This is a genomic window from Parabacteroides goldsteinii DSM 19448 = WAL 12034 (assembly GCF_000969835.1).
Lineage (GTDB): Bacteria > Bacteroidota > Bacteroidia > Bacteroidales > Tannerellaceae > Parabacteroides > Parabacteroides goldsteinii.
On sequence record NZ_KQ033912.1, the window covers coordinates 2,472,677 to 2,491,521 of the forward strand.

The window sequence follows — 18,845 nt, forward strand, 5'->3', positions numbered from 1 at the left end:
AACATGGAAAACATCTCAAGAAGAACAGCCATTAAGACCGCATTAGTAGGCGGGGCAGCACTTGCCGTATCAGGTTTGGAAGCAGCAAATCCCGCTAAAAAGAAAAAAGCAGAAACAAAGGAACCGTTGAAGGGTAATGTACGCCATTCCGTTAGTAAATGGTGTTTCGGTGACTATCCGTTGGAAGAATTTTGTGGGATATGTAAAAATATAGGAATCGAATCGATCGAATTGCTCGACCCGAAGGACTGGCCGGTTGTACAAAAAAACGGTCTGACTGTCGCTATGTGCCAAGGGGCCGGTTTGGGTATCGATCGTGGATTTAACGATCCTAAATTGCACGACGAACTGGTTGCCAGTTATGAAGCGGTAATTCCCCAGGTGGCGGCAGCCGGACTGACAAATTTGATCTGTTTCTCCGGAAAGCGGAATGGACTGACTGATCTTCAGGGATGGGAAAACTGTGAGAAAGGATTGAAACGTCTGATGCCGCTGGCGGAAAAACATAATGTGGTCCTGACGATGGAGTTGTTGAACAGTGTAGGCCATAAAGATTATCAATGCGACCATACTGTTTGGGGGGTAGAATTATGCCGCCGTGTCGGATCGCCAAACTTTAAGCTTTTGTATGATATTTATCATATGCAGATCATGGAAGGAAATATCATTGAAAATATTCAAAAGTATCATGAATACTTCTCTCACATCCATACAGGCGGTAATCCCGGACGGGCGGAAATTGACGAAACCCAGGAACTTTATTACCCGGCAATTATGAAAGCGTTGGTAGAAACCGGGTATAAAGGATTTGTAGGGCAGGAGTTTGTTCCCCGCCAGCAGGATAAGATAGCTTCCCTGGAGAAATGTATTCGTATTTGTGATGTCTAGCCATATGAAGAAGACAAGAATTATACAACTCTGTTTTCTGTTGTTTGCTGTTGCTTTTGCTGGGTGTAAAGGAAAGTCCGGTTCGGAACAGGCTGGCGGTGCATTTACCCCGGGCGAACTATGGCCGGATAATAACGGCGTGCATATCAATGCGCATGGCGGAGGAATCCTGCATGACGGCGATACTTATTATTGGTTCGGCGAGCATAAAACAGAAGGAACTGCCGGAAATAATGCGCTGGTGGGAGTTCACTGTTACTCTTCCAAAGATTTATATAACTGGAAAGACGAAGGCGTTGCTTTATCCGTTGTGACCGACGATTCTACACATAGCATAGCGAAAGGATGTATTCTGGAACGCCCTAAAGTAATTTATAATAAAAAGAATAACAACTATGTGATGTGGTTCCATCTGGAGCCTAAAGGGGCAGGATATTCCGGTGCGCTCAGCGGTATTGCCGTAAGCGATAAGGTGGCAGGTCCTTATAAATTTCTTTGTGCCGTGCGTCCGAATGCCGGTTCCTGGCCGACAAATGTGCAGGATATTCATAAACAGAGAGTTCCTGAATCTGACAAGAGTAGATTCACAGGCGGAAGTCTGCCGGCTCACCCGGACAGTCTGAATCTGCTGGGCCGTGATATGGAAGGTGGACAGATGGCGCGTGATATGAACCTTTTTGTTGATGACGATGGCAAGGCTTATCATATTTATTCTTCGGAAGAGAACAGCACATTGCATATCTCCCTGTTGACGGACGATTATACTAATTATTCCGGTACGTATGCCCGCTTTTTCCCCGGACGTTTCATGGAAGCACCGGCGATGTTCAAACGTGACGGAAAATATTATCTGATCATGTCCGGTTGTACAGGTTGGGCTCCGAATGCCGGTCGTTCGGCTGTCGCACCTTCTATCTGGGGGCCTTGGGAAGAATTAGAGGATCCGTTTGTCGGTGAAGGCTCCGACCTTTCTTTCCATTCCCAGAGTACCTATGTATTGCCGGCTCCCGGTAAGCCCGGACAGTTCATCTATATGGGTGACCGCTGGACGCCCGAGAATGCAATCGACGGGCGTTACATCTGGCTTCCGATCCGTTTTGAAGGAGATCAGCCGATCATCGAATGGCAGGATAAATGGAGTTATTGATGTCGTTGTCCTGTTGTATTTGAAATTTAACAATATGTTTTTGTAAATTCATCGAAATCATACCGCTAAATTGATTTAATCTTCATTAATTTTGCAGCTTCGTTTTTGTGGGGCTGCAATTTTTTTGGCAGATAGGTGATCTTTATAATATGGATATATAATAAACATTTAAAATGAAACCAACATTATCAATTACCTCAAGGCAGTTAATGCTGAGAGAGATGCACGATTATTTAATGATCGCTCTTGGCATGCTTTTCTATGCTATTGGGTGGACTGTTTTCCTTTTGCCTAATGACATTACTACCGGAGGGGTGCCTGGTATCGCCTCTATCGTGTATTGGGCGACCGGAATAAATGTGCAGTATACGTACTTTGCAATTAACGGTGGGTTGCTGATCGCTTCTCTTATTGTTCTGGGATGGAAGTTCAGTGTGAAAACTATTTTTGCCGTAATAGTGATGACTACTATCCTTCCCATTATTCAAAGTGCTACATCTAATCTGCATTTGTTGCAAGACCAACCGTTTATGGCTTGTGTCATCGGTGCTTCTTTCTGCGGAAGTGGTATTGGTATCGCTTTTTCGGCCAATGGCAGTTCGGGAGGAACGGATATCATCGCTGCTATTATAAATAAATACAGGGATATCACTTTAGGACGTGTTATTCTGATGACGGATATGATTATCATTTCTTCCAGTTATTTTGTACTGCATGATTGGGAAAAGGTCGTTTATGGTTTTGCCACGCTTTATATATCTAGTTTTGTGCTTGACCAGGTGGTAAACAGTGCCCGCCAGTCTGTACAGTTCTTTATTATTTCCAAGAGATATGAAGAAATTGGACATCGCATCAATAAAGATCTCCACCGTGGTGTGACGGTGATAGACGGGACCGGAATGTACACCGGGTTGGGAGTGAAAATGATGTTCGTATTGGCCAAGAAGCGTGAGTCGACAACTATTTTCCGCTTGATTAAAGATATAGACCCGGAAGCATTTGTCTCTCAGAGTGCCGTCATCGGTGTGTATGGCGAAGGGTTCGACCATATTAAAGTAAAATAATTCCATATAATAGCTATATAGATTTATTTATAAGGGTTCGGCTTCTATTCAGATACCGTCCTGTATATAATTTTCTGCCTTACTAACTGGTTGTCGATGGCTATCGGTAATATTATTTATAGCTGTCGACAATATTACTGATAGTTATCGATTATATTACCGATAGCTTTCGTAAACAGATTAGTAAGGCAGAAAATTATTTATAGAACCGGATGTTATTTCTGTTAGTACGCAATCTAAATCAATTATATTTAAAATTTCACCTTAGTTCTGTTAGAACTAAATCCCTTGCGCATGCAAATATAGTTCATTTTTATTATAATAGGTTAAATAGACAGGAAGAATGAATGTTTTAAGAAACATCTGTTAATAGCTGGAGAGCTATAAGCGCTCAAAATCATTGTTTGTTAGTAAAAACTAACGATATATGCCTCAGTTCTAACAGAACTATTTCCTAACTCTTTTAAGAGATAGATATATGTTTTAAGATAAATACTATTTATGGGTTTATGAATGATACAATCTTAATACTAATGCTTACTTAATTTTGATGTAATATGAGTGAAATACTATGTATCTATTTTTGCGCACCAATTATAGTTGAGACGCTATAACAAAATTATAAGCAATTGTTTATATGCAAATATCCGATGAGAAATTATGGGAATCATGTTTGACAGGGGATAAGGAGGCTTTCAAGGAAATCTATTGCCGCTTTTATTCTTTGTTGTATAATTATGGCTCCAAACTGGTTTCCGATAAAGATCTGGTAAAAGATTGCATTCAGGATATTTTCATTAAACTGATTCAGAACTATCCCTCTCTTTCTCCAACTCCAAATGTGAAAGGGTATCTGATCAAAGCCTTACGTAACAAGCTGTATGATGCATTGGAAAAGGAAAAACCGACTGATGATATCACCTTGTATGAAGAAGTATTTATAACAGACGAGTTATTCCCTTTACTCTCTTTCGACGATTCGGAAGCAGATGACCGTGCCAGACGTCTCATGCAGGTTTTTTCTCTGCTGTCCTCCCATCAGCAGGAAATTATCTATTTGTATTATGTAAATGAACTGAAGCATGAAGAAATAGCGGAGATAATGGGTATAAATTATCAATCCAGTAAAAACCTGTTATTCAGATCTTTATCCAGTCTTAAGAGATTATATCTGAAAAAAGATTGATTTTATTCAAAAAAAGTGAGTACCAAATGAGACCTCTCCCGTAATAGGGATAAAAGAGGTTACTTGTGGATAAAAAGCAAAACATATTAAATAAAAGATCATTTGAGCAGGCCGGGAAAGACCTACTCCGGAAAGTTCATGATGCAGAGTCTGATAACTTGCTGGAGGCACTGGCATCGTGGAAGGAGATTGAAGTCCGGACGACTCAGCCACGCACTTCATTCAGATTACGTTCCCGTTATATATTGTCTGTGGCAGCTTCAATAGCTGTATTTCTTTCTGTAGGCCTTTATTTTTGGATGGATACGAAGAGTGATACTTCTATGTCGCTTGCCTTGCTTGAAAACAACACATCGTCTTTGGCCGACGATGAGATTGTTTTGATCGAAAGCGATGATAAGATGCAATTGAAAGATGAATCATCGATCAAATATGATATGGATGGAAAATCAAATGCGGAGCAGCATGTCGTAAAAAAGGAAATAACAGAAGAGAAGAAAGAGAAAAAAGAGGAAATCAATCAGATTATCGTGCCAAAGGGCCGGCGGGCGGACATTACTTTTTCGGATGGAACGAAAATGTATGTCAATGCCGGAACACGTGTTTTTTATCCGGCTGTCTTTAAAAAAGATAAGAGAGAAATACTTGTAGAAGGTGAGGTCTTTCTGGAAGTAGAGAAAGACCCTTCTCGTCCTTTTATTGTCAAAACCAACAGGTTTGAAGTAAAGGTACTCGGTACGCAGTTTAATGTTTGTGCATATAAAGAAGATGCTTTCACTTCTGTTGTGTTGGTTAACGGTAGTGTGGAGGTTAATTCCGGAAAGAATAATAGATCAGTACTCTCTCCCAATCAGATGATTAAAGTAAATGATAAAGGTACGGATATAAAGGAGGTAGATGTTTTTGAATATATCTGTTGGAAAGATAATATGATGATGTTGAACGGCCGGAAGGTTGGAGAGACACTGGATCGGTTATCCCGTTATTACGGTCGTAACATTTGGTATAATGAAGAGATTGGAAATATTCCTATTTCCGGGAAGTTGGATTTGCGGGAAAATATGGAAGATGTAATCAATATCATTTGCCAGTCAATGTTCCTTCAGTATAAGACAGATGCAAATAATAATATAATAATATCAAAATAAAATGCCTATGTAAAAGCCCTAGAGTTAAAAAAAAGAACCGAACGATACGGCCATATCACTCGGTTCTAAAGTTTCTTGTTTAATCTATTAATTTATGTATCAAAGAAAAAACGTTACAAATGTATGAAAAAGAATGAAGAATTCAGTCGAAAATCGACTCATTTTCTTAAAAGTGCATGTTTAGCCTTATGTCTGGTAAGTTATGGAGGATCTGCTATCTACGCAGCTTCTACTTATGCGGAACAAACCACGTTGACTGTCCGCATGAATAACCGGACTGTAAAAGATGTATTTTCTTACATCGAAAAGAACAGTGAATTTATTTTTGTGTACCATGGTTCAAACATCAATCTGAATAAAAAGGTGAATGTGGATGTCAATAATCAGACTGTTGAAGCCATATTGAAAAAGATGTTTGAAGGAACGGACATTGAGTATATCATCAATGACCGCCAAATCATCGTTCGCAAGAATGAAACAAACAAAAAGCAGGTAGCAGTCGTTGCTCCCCAGCAGGAAAAGAAAATCACCGTAACAGGTAATGTAAAAGATGCTACCGGCGAACCGTTGATTGGGGTAAATGTGATGGTAAAAGGAACTACCATGGGGAATATAACGGATGCCAATGGTAATTTCTCTCTATCGGATGTCGCTCCGAATGCAGTTATTAGTGTTTCTTATATTGGATATAAAACGCAGGAAATCGCTTTAAATGGTAAAACTGCAGTAAATGTGATTTTGAGTGAAGATAGCGAGGCTTTGGATGAAGTGGTAGTTATCGGTTATGGTACACAGAAGAAAGCGGACCTGTCCGGAGCTGTAGCTACAGTGCCGAAAAAAGTATTGGAAAACCGTCCGGTTTTGACCGTTGGACAGGCTTTGCAGGGATCGGTTGCTAACTTGACTGTTTCGATCGGTAGTGGACAAGCAACAGATTCACCTAGCTTTAATATTCGTGGTACGACTTCTATCAACGGTGGTAATCCGTTGGTTGTGATAGACGGTGTGGTTTCTTCAGCAGAAGAGTTAAACAGAATGAACCCTACCGATATCGGTAGTATTTCCGTTTTAAAAGATGCTGCGTCGGCTGCTATCTACGGTTCGCGTGCTGCATTCGGTGTGATTTTGGTTACGACTAAGACGGCAGGACAGGAAAAGTTGACAATTAATTATAATAATAATTTTGCAATGCGTAGGTTAACGGGGATGGCAGATGTAATTACTGATCCTTATATCGTAGCTTCCACCCGTAATACGATGTCTTACCCTTGGTATAACTTATACAATGAAGAACAATTGGCATATGCCAAGAAAGTTTCGGAAGATCCGAGCACTTCTCCTTATTATCTAAATCAGGATGGTACTTATTCTTATTTTGGTAGTACAGATTGGTTTGATGAGGCTTATAAGAATTTGGCATTTTCTACCAATCACACGGTCGATGTTTCAGGTAAGACAGATCGTTTAAATTATTATTTTTCTGCCAATTACAATTTTCAGGATGGTATGGTGAAGTACGGAACTGATAAATATAACCGTTATAACCTTCGTTCCAAATTGGATTTTAAATTGACTGACTGGTGGACGTTGGGTAATAATACCAGCTTTGTAAATTCAGACTATGATTCTCCAAACTATCTGGGAGATTCTTATTATTGGGAAGTAAACCGTATCAATCCGTTGGATGTGACTTATAATCCGGATGGTTCTTGGACAAAGGCTGGTAGTAGCGTATTCGGGCGTTTGGTAGACGGAGGTCGTTGGAACCAGCAGAAGACAACTTTCTCGACACAATTTACAACAAAGATCGATATTATCAAGGATGTTCTTTTTGTAAATGGTTCGTTCAACTATTCAACGAATAAAAATGCTGAAGAGGGATATTCTTTGCCTGTCGATTACTATGATGGTCCGGATAGACCGGCTGCTCAGCAAGACCCGGTATCTCAAGCTTACTTGAACCATACCAATGCACGTACACTTACATTTGATGCATATGCTACTTTCCACAAGTTGTTTAATGACAAACACGATTTCACGGCGATGGTTGGTTTCAACCAGGAAGATTGGCGGGATAATTATACCTCTGCGAGCCGTAAAGAATTGATTTCATCTTCTTTGCCTACATTGGGATTGGCTTCGGGTGATATGAATGTCGGACAACGAATCTATTCACTTTCTATGCGTAGTGTATTCGGCCGTTTGAATTATATTTATAACAATAAGTATATCTTGGCATTTAATGGTCGTTATGATGGAACATCACGTTTCCCACATGATGATCGGTATGCATTCAACCCTTCCGGTTCTGTGGCTTGGGTACTTTCGGAGGAAAACTTTTTCGAACCGGTACGAGATGTTGTTAATTTCTTGAAACTCAGATTCTCTTATGGTAGTTTGGGTAATCAGGATTTGAAAGAGAACTATTATGCTTATCTGGCTACTATGGGTTCCGGAAAGATATCTCAAATTTTAGATGGTAAACAACCGATAGGTGTTTCTGCACCGGGACTGGTTGCTGGTAACTTAACTTGGGAAAAAGTGACGACTGCCGACTGGGGAATGGATATTAATTTCTTAGATAATCGTTTGACTGCCACTGTCGATGGATATATTCGTCGTACAAAAGATATGTTGACAGGTGGTGCAGAGTTACCTAATGTTTTAGGAACCAGTGAACCTTTGGAAAATGCGGCAGACTTGAAAACAACCGGTTGGGATTTAACGGTTAGCTGGCGTGATAATGTGAAGCTGGCAGGGAAAACGTTGAATTACGGATTAAGCTTCAATATCGGTGATAGTCGTTCTTGGATCACTAAGTTCTCGAATGATACAGGGTCTTTGGATAGTTATTATGAAGGCTGGGAAATGGGATCTATCTGGGGGTTGGAAACAGAAGGTTTCTTTACTTCTCAGGAAGATATTGATAACCATGCCGACCAGACACAGGTCGCTTCTTATATCGGTACACGACCGATTGCACCGGGCGATTTGAAATTTAAGGATTTAAACGGTGACGGCAAAATTGATAAAGGCGCTTGGACAATTGATGACCATGGTGATTATAAGATTATCGGTAATAGTCGTGCCCGTTATGGTTTCGGGTTCAATATGAATGCAGATTGGAATGGTTTTGACTTGAGTCTGTTTGTACAGGGAGTTTTGAAAAAGAATTACAGTCCGAGTGGGGACTTGTATTTCTGGGGTATCTATGCACAACCTTGGACTAATATTACTTATGGTAACTATTATGATCGTTGGACAGAAGAAAACCCAAGTCAGGATGCTTATTTCCCGCGTTTTAAATCGTATGTTGCGGAAGGTGGAGCAGAAGCTGCTCTTACTCAGACCCGTTATTTGCAAAATGCGACTTATGCTCGCTTGAAGAACTTGACATTCGGATATACACTGCCAAAACAGTGGACAGATAAAGCAAATATCCAACGTTTACGTCTTTTCTTCTCTGGTGACAACTTGTGTGAAATAACAGGTTTGTATAAGCATTATAAACTGGATCCGGAATGTTTGGGTGGCCAAATGTATCCGTTGCAACGTTCTTATTCGTTTGGTTTAAATGTTACGTTCTAATTTTTAATTGCTGAAAGTTATGACTATTAATAAAAATATTATGAAAATAGCTGCGATAGGATTCGTTGGCATTTTAGGGTTAAGCGGATGTAACGATTCGTTTATGGACAAATATTCCGAGACTTCCATTACGGAAGAAGGTTTTTTCAAGTCGGCTGGTGATTTGGAAATCTATACAAATAATATGTACGGATATGTTACTTCCGATTATTGGGATGTCGCATCCGATAATGTGATATATGTAGAGGAGGCAAGTATCTATTCTAAGATGAGAGGAGAGCTGAATCCTGATAATGCAAGTGTATGGGGATGGGGTAGTATTCGCAATGTCAATTTTATGCTGGCAAGAGCAGATAAAGCAGAAGGTGATATGGCGGAAATTAATCACTATATCGGCTTGGCTCGTATGTTCAGAGCAAAGTTATATTATGATAAAGTATTGTCTTATTCGGATGTACCTTGGTATAGTCGTGATTTGCAGACTACGGATACGGAAGAATTATTTAAACCGCAGGATCCGCGTGCGTTGGTTGTTGATTCCATCATGGCCGATCTGGATTTCGCTGTAACTCATATGAAGGATGAAAGTGGTGCACGAACACGTTGGTATAGAAGTGGTGCATTGGCTATGCAGGCACGTATCGCCTTGTCAGAAGGTTGTTGGCGCAAATATCATTCGGAATTAGGACTGAATGATGCTGATCGTTTCTTTAAAGTGGCTGCTGATGCTTGTAAAGCGATTATGAATACAGGTAATTATGAGTTGTCTACCGGTGAAGGCGCATATGAGGCTTTGTTTAATAGTCAGGATCTTTCTTCTAATAAGGAGATGATCATTTTTGAAGATTACAGTAATGAATTAGGACGTAAGCATGGTGCCGGTGCCCGGTTTGATTGGACAACCGGCTTGTCACGCGACTTAATGGAAGATTATTATGTAATTGAAGATGGTAAGACAAAAAGATTTCAGGATGTGCCTGGTTATGATAAGAAAACATTTCTTGAGATCTTTGAAAACAGAGATCCCCGCCTGGGACAAACTTTCATGATGCCTGGTTTTATGCGTCCGGGTGAAACAGAACCTCATCGCCAGAAAATAACGATCGGTGGTTATCCGCAGGTGAAATATTCTCCGCTGACATTCGATCAGACAGAATGGGGTAAAGCCTATACAGACTTGCCATTGATCCGGTATGCAGAGGTCTTATTGATGTATGCAGAAGCGAAAGCTGAGTTAGGAGAATTAACTCAGGAGGATATTGATTTGAGTATCAATTTAATTAGAGATCGTGCCGGTGTGCCTCGGGCTACTTTGGCAGATTGGATGGCAAATGTCGACCCGGTTCAGGCTAATCGTTATCCGAATGTTACTTCTGCACAAAAAGGTGCAATTTTGGAAGTTAGACGTGAAAGACGTATTGAATTGGCTTGCGAAGGATTCCGTTATGCGGATTTAATGCGTTGGGGTGCTGGTAAGTTAATGGAAAAAGCTCCGGAGGGTATGTATATCGGTAAATTAGGCTATATTGACTTGACCGGTGACGGACAACCTGATTATGCAGTTGTGGCAACACAGGCAGATGCCGATGCTATTCCACAGGCAGATAAGGAAAAATATAAATTGAATATAGAGATTTTGGCAGGAAATACATTTGAACTGACTGGTGGAGATAAAGGATATATTCGTTTGATTTCTCAGGTTAATAAATGGAATTTTATTGAACCGAAGTATTATTATAGTCCGATATCAACAAAAGATATCGTACTGAACAAAAACTTAATTCAGAATAAATTTTGGACTAAATAGTCGGGAGCGCTTTTTTACTCTTTGAGTAGGAAATGAATATTATATATCTCAAAAGTTACATCTTTTATTTTAGGTGTGAACTTTTGGGATATATTTTTGAATCATTTTTATCTTTCTATCTTTGCGGTTGAATTACATTTAATATTGATAAATTATATACATGAAAACACAAAGTTTTGTTAGTATTACCTTGGTAGTACTTGTTTTGAGTGTTTTTATTTCTTGCTCTGAACAGAAAAAAGAACAACAACTCACTGTCCTTGCTTGGAACGTTTGGCATGCAGGGCATTCCAAAGCTTATGGACAGCAAGCCTGTGATGGGACGATCGGTATCCTGAAAAAAGTCAGGCTGATGTCATCTTGATGGTGGAAACATATGGAGCCGCTCCTATGATTGCTGATTCGCTCGGTTATGATTATTATTTGATATCCAGTAATCTTTGTATCTTCAGCCGTTATCCGATCATAAAGAAATATACATTTCCGGATGTGATAGATACCTTCAATTTCGGAGGTGTAGAGATCGATATGGACGGGACTCCTGTCCGTCTGTTCGATACTTGGATTCACTATTTGCCGGATATGCGCCTTGTTCCGACCGATAAATCAGAAGAAGAAATATTGGCCTGGGATGATGCCGGAACACGCGATGAAGAAATCCGAAAGATACTCGGAGTTTTGAAACCAATGATTGCCGAATCAGATAGTATCCCTATCGTCATGGGCGGCGATTTCAACAGCCACTCGCATCTGGACTGGACAGAGGCGACCAAAGATATGTATAATCACGGTGGTGCCGTCGTGAACTGGACTGTCTCTAAAGAAATGCAGGCTGCTAACTTCAAGGATAGCTTCCGTGAGATTAATCCCGATCCGGTGAAGAATATCGGGACGACTTGGCTGACGGATGCCGATTCGCTGGAAACAGTCAATCGCCAGGATCGTATCGACTTCATTTATTACCAAGGAAAGACGATACAGGCGGTAGAGTCCCAATGCTATGACAATATTCTGGGTGAAACATTTTCTTTCAAAGGGGAAGACTTCTTTTATGCTTCTGATCACGGGTTTGTGTTGACAACCTTTACGATTAGAAAATAGAAAACTTACTACTAATATTCTAAATAAACACATTAATAACATGAAGAAAACAATCTTGAGCATCGCCCTGCTGAGCGGCATCGCTTCTTTTGCCAATGCAGCCTACACTGGGCATGTCTTTGTCGATAAAAACAACAATGGAGTATTTGATAAAGGCGAGAAAGCTATGGCAGGTGTTCTCGTTTCTGACGGTCTGAACGTCGTAAAGACGGCTGGCGACGGCTCTTTCACCCTACCCGGCCACGAACGGGAACGCTTCATCTTTATCACCACCCCTTCCGGCTATAAAACAAACAATAAGCATTATCACCGTATTGATGGCGACCAAATTTCGTACGATTTCGGGCTGCAACCCTATAGCGGAGGTATAAAATCCGACGGCAGTCATAAATATGTGCATATCGCCGATACGGAGATATTCAACACCGACAATCATGGTGACTGGGTATCCAACGTACGCGATTATACCTCCAACGAGGAGGCCGCCTTTATTATCCATACCGGCGATATCTGTTATGAGAACGGTCTGAAAGCCCATATCAAATTGATGAATACGGCCAATATGAACTGCCCTATCTTCTACTGTGTCGGCAATCACGACCTGGTAAAAGGAAAATACGGTGAGGAACTGTTCGAAAGCATCTACGGTCCGGTCTTTTATTCATTTGATGCCGGTAGCGTGCATTATATTGTGACTCCGATGGCGGGCGGCGATTATCAGCCGGGCTATACGAAGGAAGATGTCTATCGCTGGCTGAAGAACGATCTGGCGCAAATCCCGCAAGGCAAGCCCATTGTCGTATTCAATCATGACTTGCTGACTTACGGCGACCAGTTTATCTTCGGTATCAACGACCAGGAACAAATTAACTTGAATGACCATAACCTGAAAGCCTGGGTATACGGTCACTGGCATATCAATTACATAAAGAAACAGGGTAACGTCTACTCTGTCTCTACTGCTACCCTGGACAAGGGAGGTATCGACCATTCTACCAGCGCTTTTCGCGTGCTGCACGTGGACAAGAAAGGTGATTTCACCTCTGAATTGCGTTACACTTATCTTGATAAAAGTATCCAAATCTCTACTCCGGCCGAAGGACAAGTTCCGGTATTGGCTTCGGGTGCTGTGCCTGTGACAGTGAATGTCTATTCGTCAGTCTCTCCCGTGAAAGAGGTTTCTTATTCTTGTCAGATAGATGGAAAGACATTTGTCAGCAATCGTAAGTTGAGCCAGGCTACGGACTGGTGCTGGAACTCCGAAGTACCCTTTACTGCCGCTCAACGTGGGAAGATGGCTACCCTGAAAGTAAGAGCACTCTTCAACAATGGCGAAGTGGCGGAAACCGAAGCGGTATTCACCTATCAACCAACAAATGTAAAACCGGATTTGTCAGCCGACTGGAATAACCTGCTGGGTACTCCCGAACATGTTGTAACTGCTTCTTCGAGCGTAAACCCGCCTCTCGAAATGGCCTGGGTGAAGAATATTGGGGCCAATATCTATATGACTTCCCCATTGGTTTACAACGGTATGATTTATGTTGCCTCTGTCGATGAGAACCTGCAAGGTGATGCTCATATTTATGCCCTGAACGGACAAACGGGCGAGTTGCTTTGGAAATACCAGACACGTAATTCCATTAAAAACACTATCGCTATCGACAATGGTCGTGTGTTGGCACAAGACGCCCAGGGATATCTGTATGCCGTAGATGCCCAAAGCGGTAAATTAAGCTGGGAGAAACAACTGCCGGTTGCTGGTCTGCCTTCTCTGATCGAAGGTTTGGTTGCTTCCGACGGTGTTGTGTATGCCGGGACAGGCAAAGGTCTTTGTGCCATCGACACTAAAGACGGACGTGAGATCTGGCGCAATAAAGACTGGGGGCAGGGCGAAGGCACCACCACCACCTTCTCCGTAGGAAAGAATATGCTGATCGCCTCTTCCCAATGGCGTGCCCTCTACGGCAACGACCTGAAGACCGGTGAGTTGAAATGGACAGCCGACACTAACGGTCTGCGTAACCGCGGCGCATCGGCAGCCGTTCATGGTGACCTGCTCTACCTTATCTCCGACAAGTCTTTCTTTATCCTCGATGCCAATACAGGCCGTGTGATTGTTCGCAAGGAACTGCCTTTCAGTGTCGATGTAACCTCAACACCGTTACTGACAGATAAGGAGATCATCTTCGGCTCCGCAAAAGACGGTTTGGTCGCATTGGATAGCGAGACGCTAGAGATTAAATGGAAGTTTAATACCGGAGATGCATTGGTATATACTTCCCCTTACTCCCGTAAAGTATCTGCAACTATCGAGACAAGTCCTGTCTTATCAGGCAATACGGTTTATGTAGGAGCTTCCGACGGTACTATCTATGGCGTGAATAAGGAGACCGGAAGGTTTGCCTGGAAGCATGCGACAGGCGCTCCGGTATTCGGTTCGGTAGCCGTTTCGGGGAATACGTTGATAGCTGTTGATTTCGGAGGAAACGTGTATACGTTTGTTGCCGCCGAATAAAAGCTTGATACTAAGCTTTGAATAGATAGGTGCGTTTCCAAAACGGAGGCGCACCTTTTGTTTGTATATGACTGGAGGATTCTATATCTTTGCATTATTACTGATTATAACTGTATTAAAGAAACCATTGAGATATGAAACGTTCTGAAGTTGTAGAGTTAATAAAAGAGACTATACGTCGTATTGCTCCCGGTGCAAAGACTATCTTGTATGGTTCGGAAGCACGGGGTGATGCCCGTCCCGACAGCGATATCGATCTTCTTATTCTGGTTGACGGTGATACAATGACACTGGCACAGGAAGAAGAAATAACGCTTCCTCTCTATGAGTTGGAGTTACGAACAGGCGTCTCTATCAGTCCAATGATCGTTTTAAAAAAGTTATGGGATAACCGTCCTTTCAAAACTCCTTTTTATGTCAACATTATAAATGAAGGGATTGTATTATGAAAGAAATATTGGATGAAGAAAGCCGGAAAGCTTTGATAGCTTACAGGCTTCAACGGGCTTATGAGACGTTGAAAGAGGCAGAGGTCATGATACGGGAATCATTTTATAATGCAGCCGTTAACCGTATGTATTATGCATGTTATTATGCAGCTGTAGCTTTATTACTGAAATATGATATTCAGACTCAGACTCATAATGGTGTGAAAACAATGCTTGGGTTGCATTTTATTTCTACAGGAAAGCTGTCATTAAAAATAGGCAAGACTTTCTCTACTCTCTTTGAAAAGAGGCAGAGTGGTGACTATGATGACTTTGTCTATTGCGACCAAAGCATGGTCGAAGAATTATACCCACAGGCCAGCCTGTTCATAGATTCTGTAAAAGAGATACTTACCAAACCTTAAGTCGGATAAGCATCTCTTAGGGAAAGTTTGGGGGAATTTATTTCAATTTAAATGCTACTTTATTGCGAATATCTGTTGAGGAAGCGCCGATCCATGCTTCGAACTTACCCGGTTCGGCTACCCATTCATGGCGGGCGTCATCGAAGAAACTCAACGCCTCTTTTCCAATGGTGAAGGTTACCTCCCGGGTCTCTCCCGGAGCCAGTTTTACCTTGCTGAAGCCTTTCAGTTCCTTTACAGGACGGGGCAGGGATGATTTCAAATCACTGATATATAGCTGTATTACTTCCGATCCTTCACGACTGCCAGTATTGGTGACAGGTAGGGTAATGGTAAGCGTTTCATCCTGTCCCATCACTTTCTTGTCGGCTATGGCCTTCCCATAGGCAAAAGTAGTATAGCTCAGGCCATGACCGAAGGAGAACAGCGGTTTTGTCTTTTCCTTGTCCGCCCAGCGATAGCCGACGAAGATTCCTTCGTTGTACTTCTGATCCACGATAGGGCTGCCGTAGTTGCGGGGAGTACCCGGATATTCGCCCAGCTTATGCGCACCTACATCCTGCAAAGAAGCGGGGAAAGTGAACGGCAACTTGCCGGACGGATTGACATCGCCCGTCAATACCGAAGCAATGGCACTGCCTGCTTCCGACCCCAGATACCATGCCTGCACGATGGCGGGGACTTCTTTCACCCACGGCATGGCGATGGCATTGCCTGAGATATTTACTACAATCAGGTTCTTGTTAGCCTTTGCCAGGGCGGTTATTACCTTATCCTGGCCGTAAGACAGACCGAGTTCCTTACGGTCTGCATCCTCGCAGTCCTGATGCGCGCTCTTATTCAGGCCGCCGATAAAGATGACGTAATCGGCCTCTTTGGCAACGGCAACGGCTTCGGCTATCAATTCTTCCGGCGAACGGCTGTCCTCCAGGTCCTGACCGGATTTCACACCATTGTATTCACCGCTCGGGTCGCCTACATAACCACGTGCATAAATGACTTCCGCCTGGTCGCCCACCCGTTTCCGGATGCCGTCCAGCGGGGAGAGTTCGTATTTTACTTTCAGGGAAGAAGAACCGCCGCCTACAGTCATCATCTTGATGGCATTCTCGCCGATGACGGCTATTCTTTTTGCCCGGTTCAGGTCGATAGGGAGCAGGTTATTCCGGTTCTGCAACAACACGATGCCCTCTTCACCGATACGGCGGGCTGCGGCAAAATGGGCTTCCGAGCAGAGCGAGCCGTACGGACGGTTTCTATCCATCGTAGTGCGGTAGGCGAGGCGCAGGATGCGTCTTACCTTGTCGTCCAGTTCTTTTGTTCCGACTTTGCCTTCACGAATCAGTTTCAGGTAAGGATCTGCCAGGTAATAATTGTCGTAAGCGTTGCTTGCTCCGTTGGACAATCCGTTGGTCCAGCTTCCGAACTCCATATCGAGTCCGTTGGTGATGGCTTCCTGCGTGTTATGAACCCCTCCCCAGTCGGAGACGACAACGCCGTCGAAACCCCATTCACCTTTCAGTATATCGTTCAGGAGATATTGGTTATGGCAACCGTGCTGATTCTTATACAGGTTGTAGGAGCCCATGATGGCCCAGGCATTTCCTTCCTGAACGGCCGCTTTGAAGGCGGGCAGGTAGATTTCATAGAGGGCACGGTCGTCTATGATGACGTTGGTCGTATGGCGGTTTACTTCCTGGTTGTTGAGTGCATAATGTTTCACACAGGCAGCCACGCCGTTCTGCTGGACGCCTTGCACATAGGGGACTACCATCTTTCCGGCCAGATAAGGGTCTTCGCCCATATACTCGAAATTGCGTCCGTTCAGTGGCGAACGGTAGATGTTTACACCGGGGCCCAGCAAGACCGTTTTATTCCGATAGCGGGCTTCTTCACCGATGCTTTTGCCATATAACCTGGCTATTTCCGGGTCCCAGCTGGCAGCCAGGCAGGTTAGAGCTGGGAAGGCTACGCAGGAGTCGTTGGTCCATCCCGCCTGCTCCCATTCATCCCATAAGACTTCGGGACGAATGCCGTGGGGACCGTCGGTCATCCAGAATTCAGGAATGCCCAGGCGTGCGACGCCCGGCGAACAAAACTTGGACTGGGCATGTGTCAGTGCTACCTTTTCTTCCAGCGTGAGGCGCGACAGGGCATCTTCCACACGTTCTTCAATGGGTTTGCTACTGTCCAGATAAGTGGGGACTTCCTGCTGTGCCTGCCCGAAACCGGGCAGCAACAACAGGCTGCAAGCGATGTATTTAATCAGTTTCATATTGTTATTGTGTCTTTAAACCTAGTGAGCGGATATATTCGTTTTGTATGACGCATTGCTGTATACGGCTGTTCTCGATAAACTCCTTTAAAGCTGCTTTGGCTGTTTCCTGGTCCGGCCGGGCATCACGGATTTCCTGGTATGTACCCCGGGGAGCTTCGGAGAAGGCAACGACAGTGTCCCAGCCGGCCGGTGCTTTGATGCCGGCAAAGGAGGATTTGTCGATTTTCTTGTACGGCCAGAACGTCCAACCGATATTGTTCTCTTCCATCACATGGCAGAAAGCGTTCTGCCAGGCTTCTGTGTTATGTCCGATTTCGCCCATATACATGGGGAGGTTTACCCGGTCGCGGAAGTCGATAATCTCCTGGATGGCTGCTTTGGAGGCGTCGCCTCCGTAACGATGGCAGGTGTACATGATTTTATCGTCGAAGGTGAAGTCGGTGAACGGGCGGAAGTTACCGTTCCACTGCGCGCCACCCAGCAGGATGATATGGTTGGTGTCTGCCTCGCGGATGGCGGCTGTGGCTCGTTTATACAACGATTCCAGCTTGCCGTTCAACTCTTCCATATTGCTGAAATAGGGCGCGATAGGCTCATTTGCCAGTTCGTAGCCGAGGATAACCGGCTCGTTCTTGTAATAGGCTGCAATCTTTTTCCAGATGTTGCAGAATAGCTGCTGGCTGGCTTCGCTCTCGAATAGCCAGGGATACCCGTAGCTGTCGTCGATGTTGTCACCGGTCTGTCCGCCCGGAGCATCGTGCATATCGAGAATCAGGTAGAGGCCTGCCTCGCGGCACCAACCGACTACACTGTCTATGCGGGCGAAACCGTCCTGATTGGCCGTCAATCCCATATAATCCTCGTCAGTGAAGAGTTTATAATGGAAGGGAAGACGGATGGTATTAGCACCGGTCGCCGCAATGAACCGTATATCGTCGCGGGTAATATAGTTATCTTTGAACGCTTTCCAGAACTCAGCGGTGAAGTCGGGACCGACCAGTTCGCAGAGCATCTGGTTGATGCGTCCCGGCGAATTTGTCTTGTTGAAGCCAAACATATACCCTTCCGGGTTCAGCCAGTTGCCAAGGTTCGTCCCTTTGATAAAGAACTTCTGCCCTTTGGGGGTAATCAGGTCGGTGCCGGAGATACGCATGAATGCTTCCGGCGGCAGGTCGGCCGTATCCGCATCTGTAGTGCCGGTGTGCTGCCAGCATCCGGTAACGGATACCAGCAGGAGCATGAGCATTAAATAGATATTCTTTTTCAT

Annotated in this window: 12 protein-coding genes and 1 pseudogene; 11 read left to right on the forward strand and 2 right to left on the reverse strand. The window is 43.6% G+C overall.

Annotated elements, in window-relative coordinates; all coding sequences use genetic code 11:
• Positions 1–3: 3 nt before the first annotated feature.
• The 11 genes and pseudogenes from HMPREF1535_RS08975 to HMPREF1535_RS09025 all read left to right on the forward strand — a co-directional run bounded on the left by HMPREF1535_RS08975 (position 4) and on the right by HMPREF1535_RS09025 (position 15,300).
• Positions 4–888 carry a TIM barrel protein gene (locus tag HMPREF1535_RS08975; RefSeq protein ID WP_046145923.1) on the forward strand — a complete coding sequence of 295 codons (885 nt, stop codon included), beginning with the start codon at positions 4–6 and terminating at the stop codon, positions 886–888.
• A gap of 4 nt (positions 889–892) precedes the next feature.
• Complete coding sequence (locus HMPREF1535_RS08980; protein WP_046146480.1) at positions 893–2,035, forward strand: glycoside hydrolase family 43 protein; 1,143 nt, start codon at positions 893–895, stop codon at positions 2,033–2,035.
• Between the two features lie 173 nt (positions 2,036–2,208).
• Entirely contained in the window at positions 2,209–3,099 is an 891-nt protein-coding gene (locus tag HMPREF1535_RS08985; protein ID WP_009860357.1) for a YitT family protein, read from the forward strand.
• 637 nt (positions 3,100–3,736) lie between these two features.
• Positions 3,737–4,285, forward strand: coding sequence for an RNA polymerase sigma factor (locus HMPREF1535_RS08990; RefSeq protein ID WP_046145924.1), 549 nt, complete (start codon positions 3,737–3,739; stop codon positions 4,283–4,285).
• A 65-nt stretch (positions 4,286–4,350) separates the two neighbouring features.
• Complete coding sequence (locus tag HMPREF1535_RS08995) at positions 4,351–5,433, forward strand: FecR family protein (protein ID WP_046145925.1); 1,083 nt, start codon at positions 4,351–4,353, stop codon at positions 5,431–5,433.
• A gap of 123 nt (positions 5,434–5,556) precedes the next feature.
• Entirely contained in the window at positions 5,557–9,021 is a 3,465-nt protein-coding gene (locus HMPREF1535_RS09000) for a TonB-dependent receptor (protein ID WP_009860354.1), read from the forward strand.
• Positions 9,022–9,040: 19 nt separating this feature from the next.
• Positions 9,041–10,828 (forward strand): RagB/SusD family nutrient uptake outer membrane protein, encoded by a 1,788-nt coding sequence (locus HMPREF1535_RS09005; RefSeq protein ID WP_046145926.1) that lies wholly within the window; start codon positions 9,041–9,043, stop codon positions 10,826–10,828.
• Between the two features lie 160 nt (positions 10,829–10,988).
• Positions 10,989–11,929 (forward strand): annotated as a pseudogene (locus tag HMPREF1535_RS09010) (endonuclease/exonuclease/phosphatase family protein).
• Positions 11,930–11,969: 40 nt separating this feature from the next.
• The gene (locus tag HMPREF1535_RS09015; protein WP_009860351.1) at positions 11,970–14,447 is read left to right on the forward strand and encodes an outer membrane protein assembly factor BamB family protein; all 2,478 of its coding nucleotides are present in this window, start codon (positions 11,970–11,972) and stop codon (positions 14,445–14,447) included.
• Between the two features lie 134 nt (positions 14,448–14,581).
• Positions 14,582–14,896 carry a nucleotidyltransferase domain-containing protein gene (locus HMPREF1535_RS09020; protein ID WP_046145927.1) on the forward strand — a complete coding sequence of 105 codons (315 nt, stop codon included), beginning with the start codon at positions 14,582–14,584 and terminating at the stop codon, positions 14,894–14,896.
• Positions 14,893–15,300 (forward strand): HEPN domain-containing protein, encoded by a 408-nt coding sequence (locus HMPREF1535_RS09025; RefSeq protein WP_046145928.1) that lies wholly within the window; start codon positions 14,893–14,895, stop codon positions 15,298–15,300. Before HMPREF1535_RS09020 ends, HMPREF1535_RS09025 begins: the two co-directional genes overlap by 4 nt.
• 37 nt (positions 15,301–15,337) lie before the next feature.
• On the opposite strand, the gene HMPREF1535_RS09030 is transcribed toward HMPREF1535_RS09025, so the two are convergent.
• Together HMPREF1535_RS09030 and HMPREF1535_RS09035 are read right to left on the reverse strand one after the other, a co-directional pair.
• Complete coding sequence (locus tag HMPREF1535_RS09030) at positions 15,338–17,575, reverse strand: glycoside hydrolase family 3 C-terminal domain-containing protein (protein ID WP_046145929.1); 2,238 nt, start codon at positions 17,573–17,575, stop codon at positions 15,338–15,340.
• Positions 17,576–17,579: 4 nt separating this feature from the next.
• On the reverse strand, positions 17,580–18,845 hold the full coding sequence (locus HMPREF1535_RS09035) for a glycoside hydrolase family 5 protein (RefSeq protein WP_046145930.1): 1,266 nt from the start codon (positions 18,843–18,845) through the stop codon (positions 17,580–17,582).

What these genes read in the sequence shown, in the direction of transcription:
- HMPREF1535_RS08975 (WP_046145923.1), top strand. Translation starts at nt 4, where the DNA reads ATGGAAAACATCTCAAGAAGAACAGCCATTAAGACCGCATTAGTAGGC.
- HMPREF1535_RS08980 (WP_046146480.1), top strand. Translation starts at nt 893, where the DNA reads ATGAAGAAGACAAGAATTATACAACTCTGTTTTCTGTTGTTTGCTGTT.
- HMPREF1535_RS08985 (WP_009860357.1), top strand. Translation starts at nt 2,209, where the DNA reads ATGAAACCAACATTATCAATTACCTCAAGGCAGTTAATGCTGAGAGAG.
- HMPREF1535_RS08990 (WP_046145924.1), top strand. Translation starts at nt 3,737, where the DNA reads ATGCAAATATCCGATGAGAAATTATGGGAATCATGTTTGACAGGGGAT.
- HMPREF1535_RS09000 (WP_009860354.1), top strand. Translation starts at nt 5,557, where the DNA reads ATGAAAAAGAATGAAGAATTCAGTCGAAAATCGACTCATTTTCTTAAA.
- HMPREF1535_RS09005 (WP_046145926.1), top strand. Translation starts at nt 9,041, where the DNA reads ATGACTATTAATAAAAATATTATGAAAATAGCTGCGATAGGATTCGTT.
- HMPREF1535_RS09015 (WP_009860351.1), top strand. Translation starts at nt 11,970, where the DNA reads ATGAAGAAAACAATCTTGAGCATCGCCCTGCTGAGCGGCATCGCTTCT.
- HMPREF1535_RS09020 (WP_046145927.1), top strand. Translation starts at nt 14,582, where the DNA reads ATGAAACGTTCTGAAGTTGTAGAGTTAATAAAAGAGACTATACGTCGT.
- HMPREF1535_RS09025 (WP_046145928.1), top strand. Translation starts at nt 14,893, where the DNA reads ATGAAAGAAATATTGGATGAAGAAAGCCGGAAAGCTTTGATAGCTTAC.
- HMPREF1535_RS09030 (WP_046145929.1), bottom strand. Translation starts at nt 17,575, where the DNA reads ATGAAACTGATTAAATACATCGCTTGCAGCCTGTTGTTGCTGCCCGGT.
- HMPREF1535_RS09035 (WP_046145930.1), bottom strand. Translation starts at nt 18,845, where the DNA reads ATGAAAAAGAATATCTATTTAATGCTCATGCTCCTGCTGGTATCCGTT.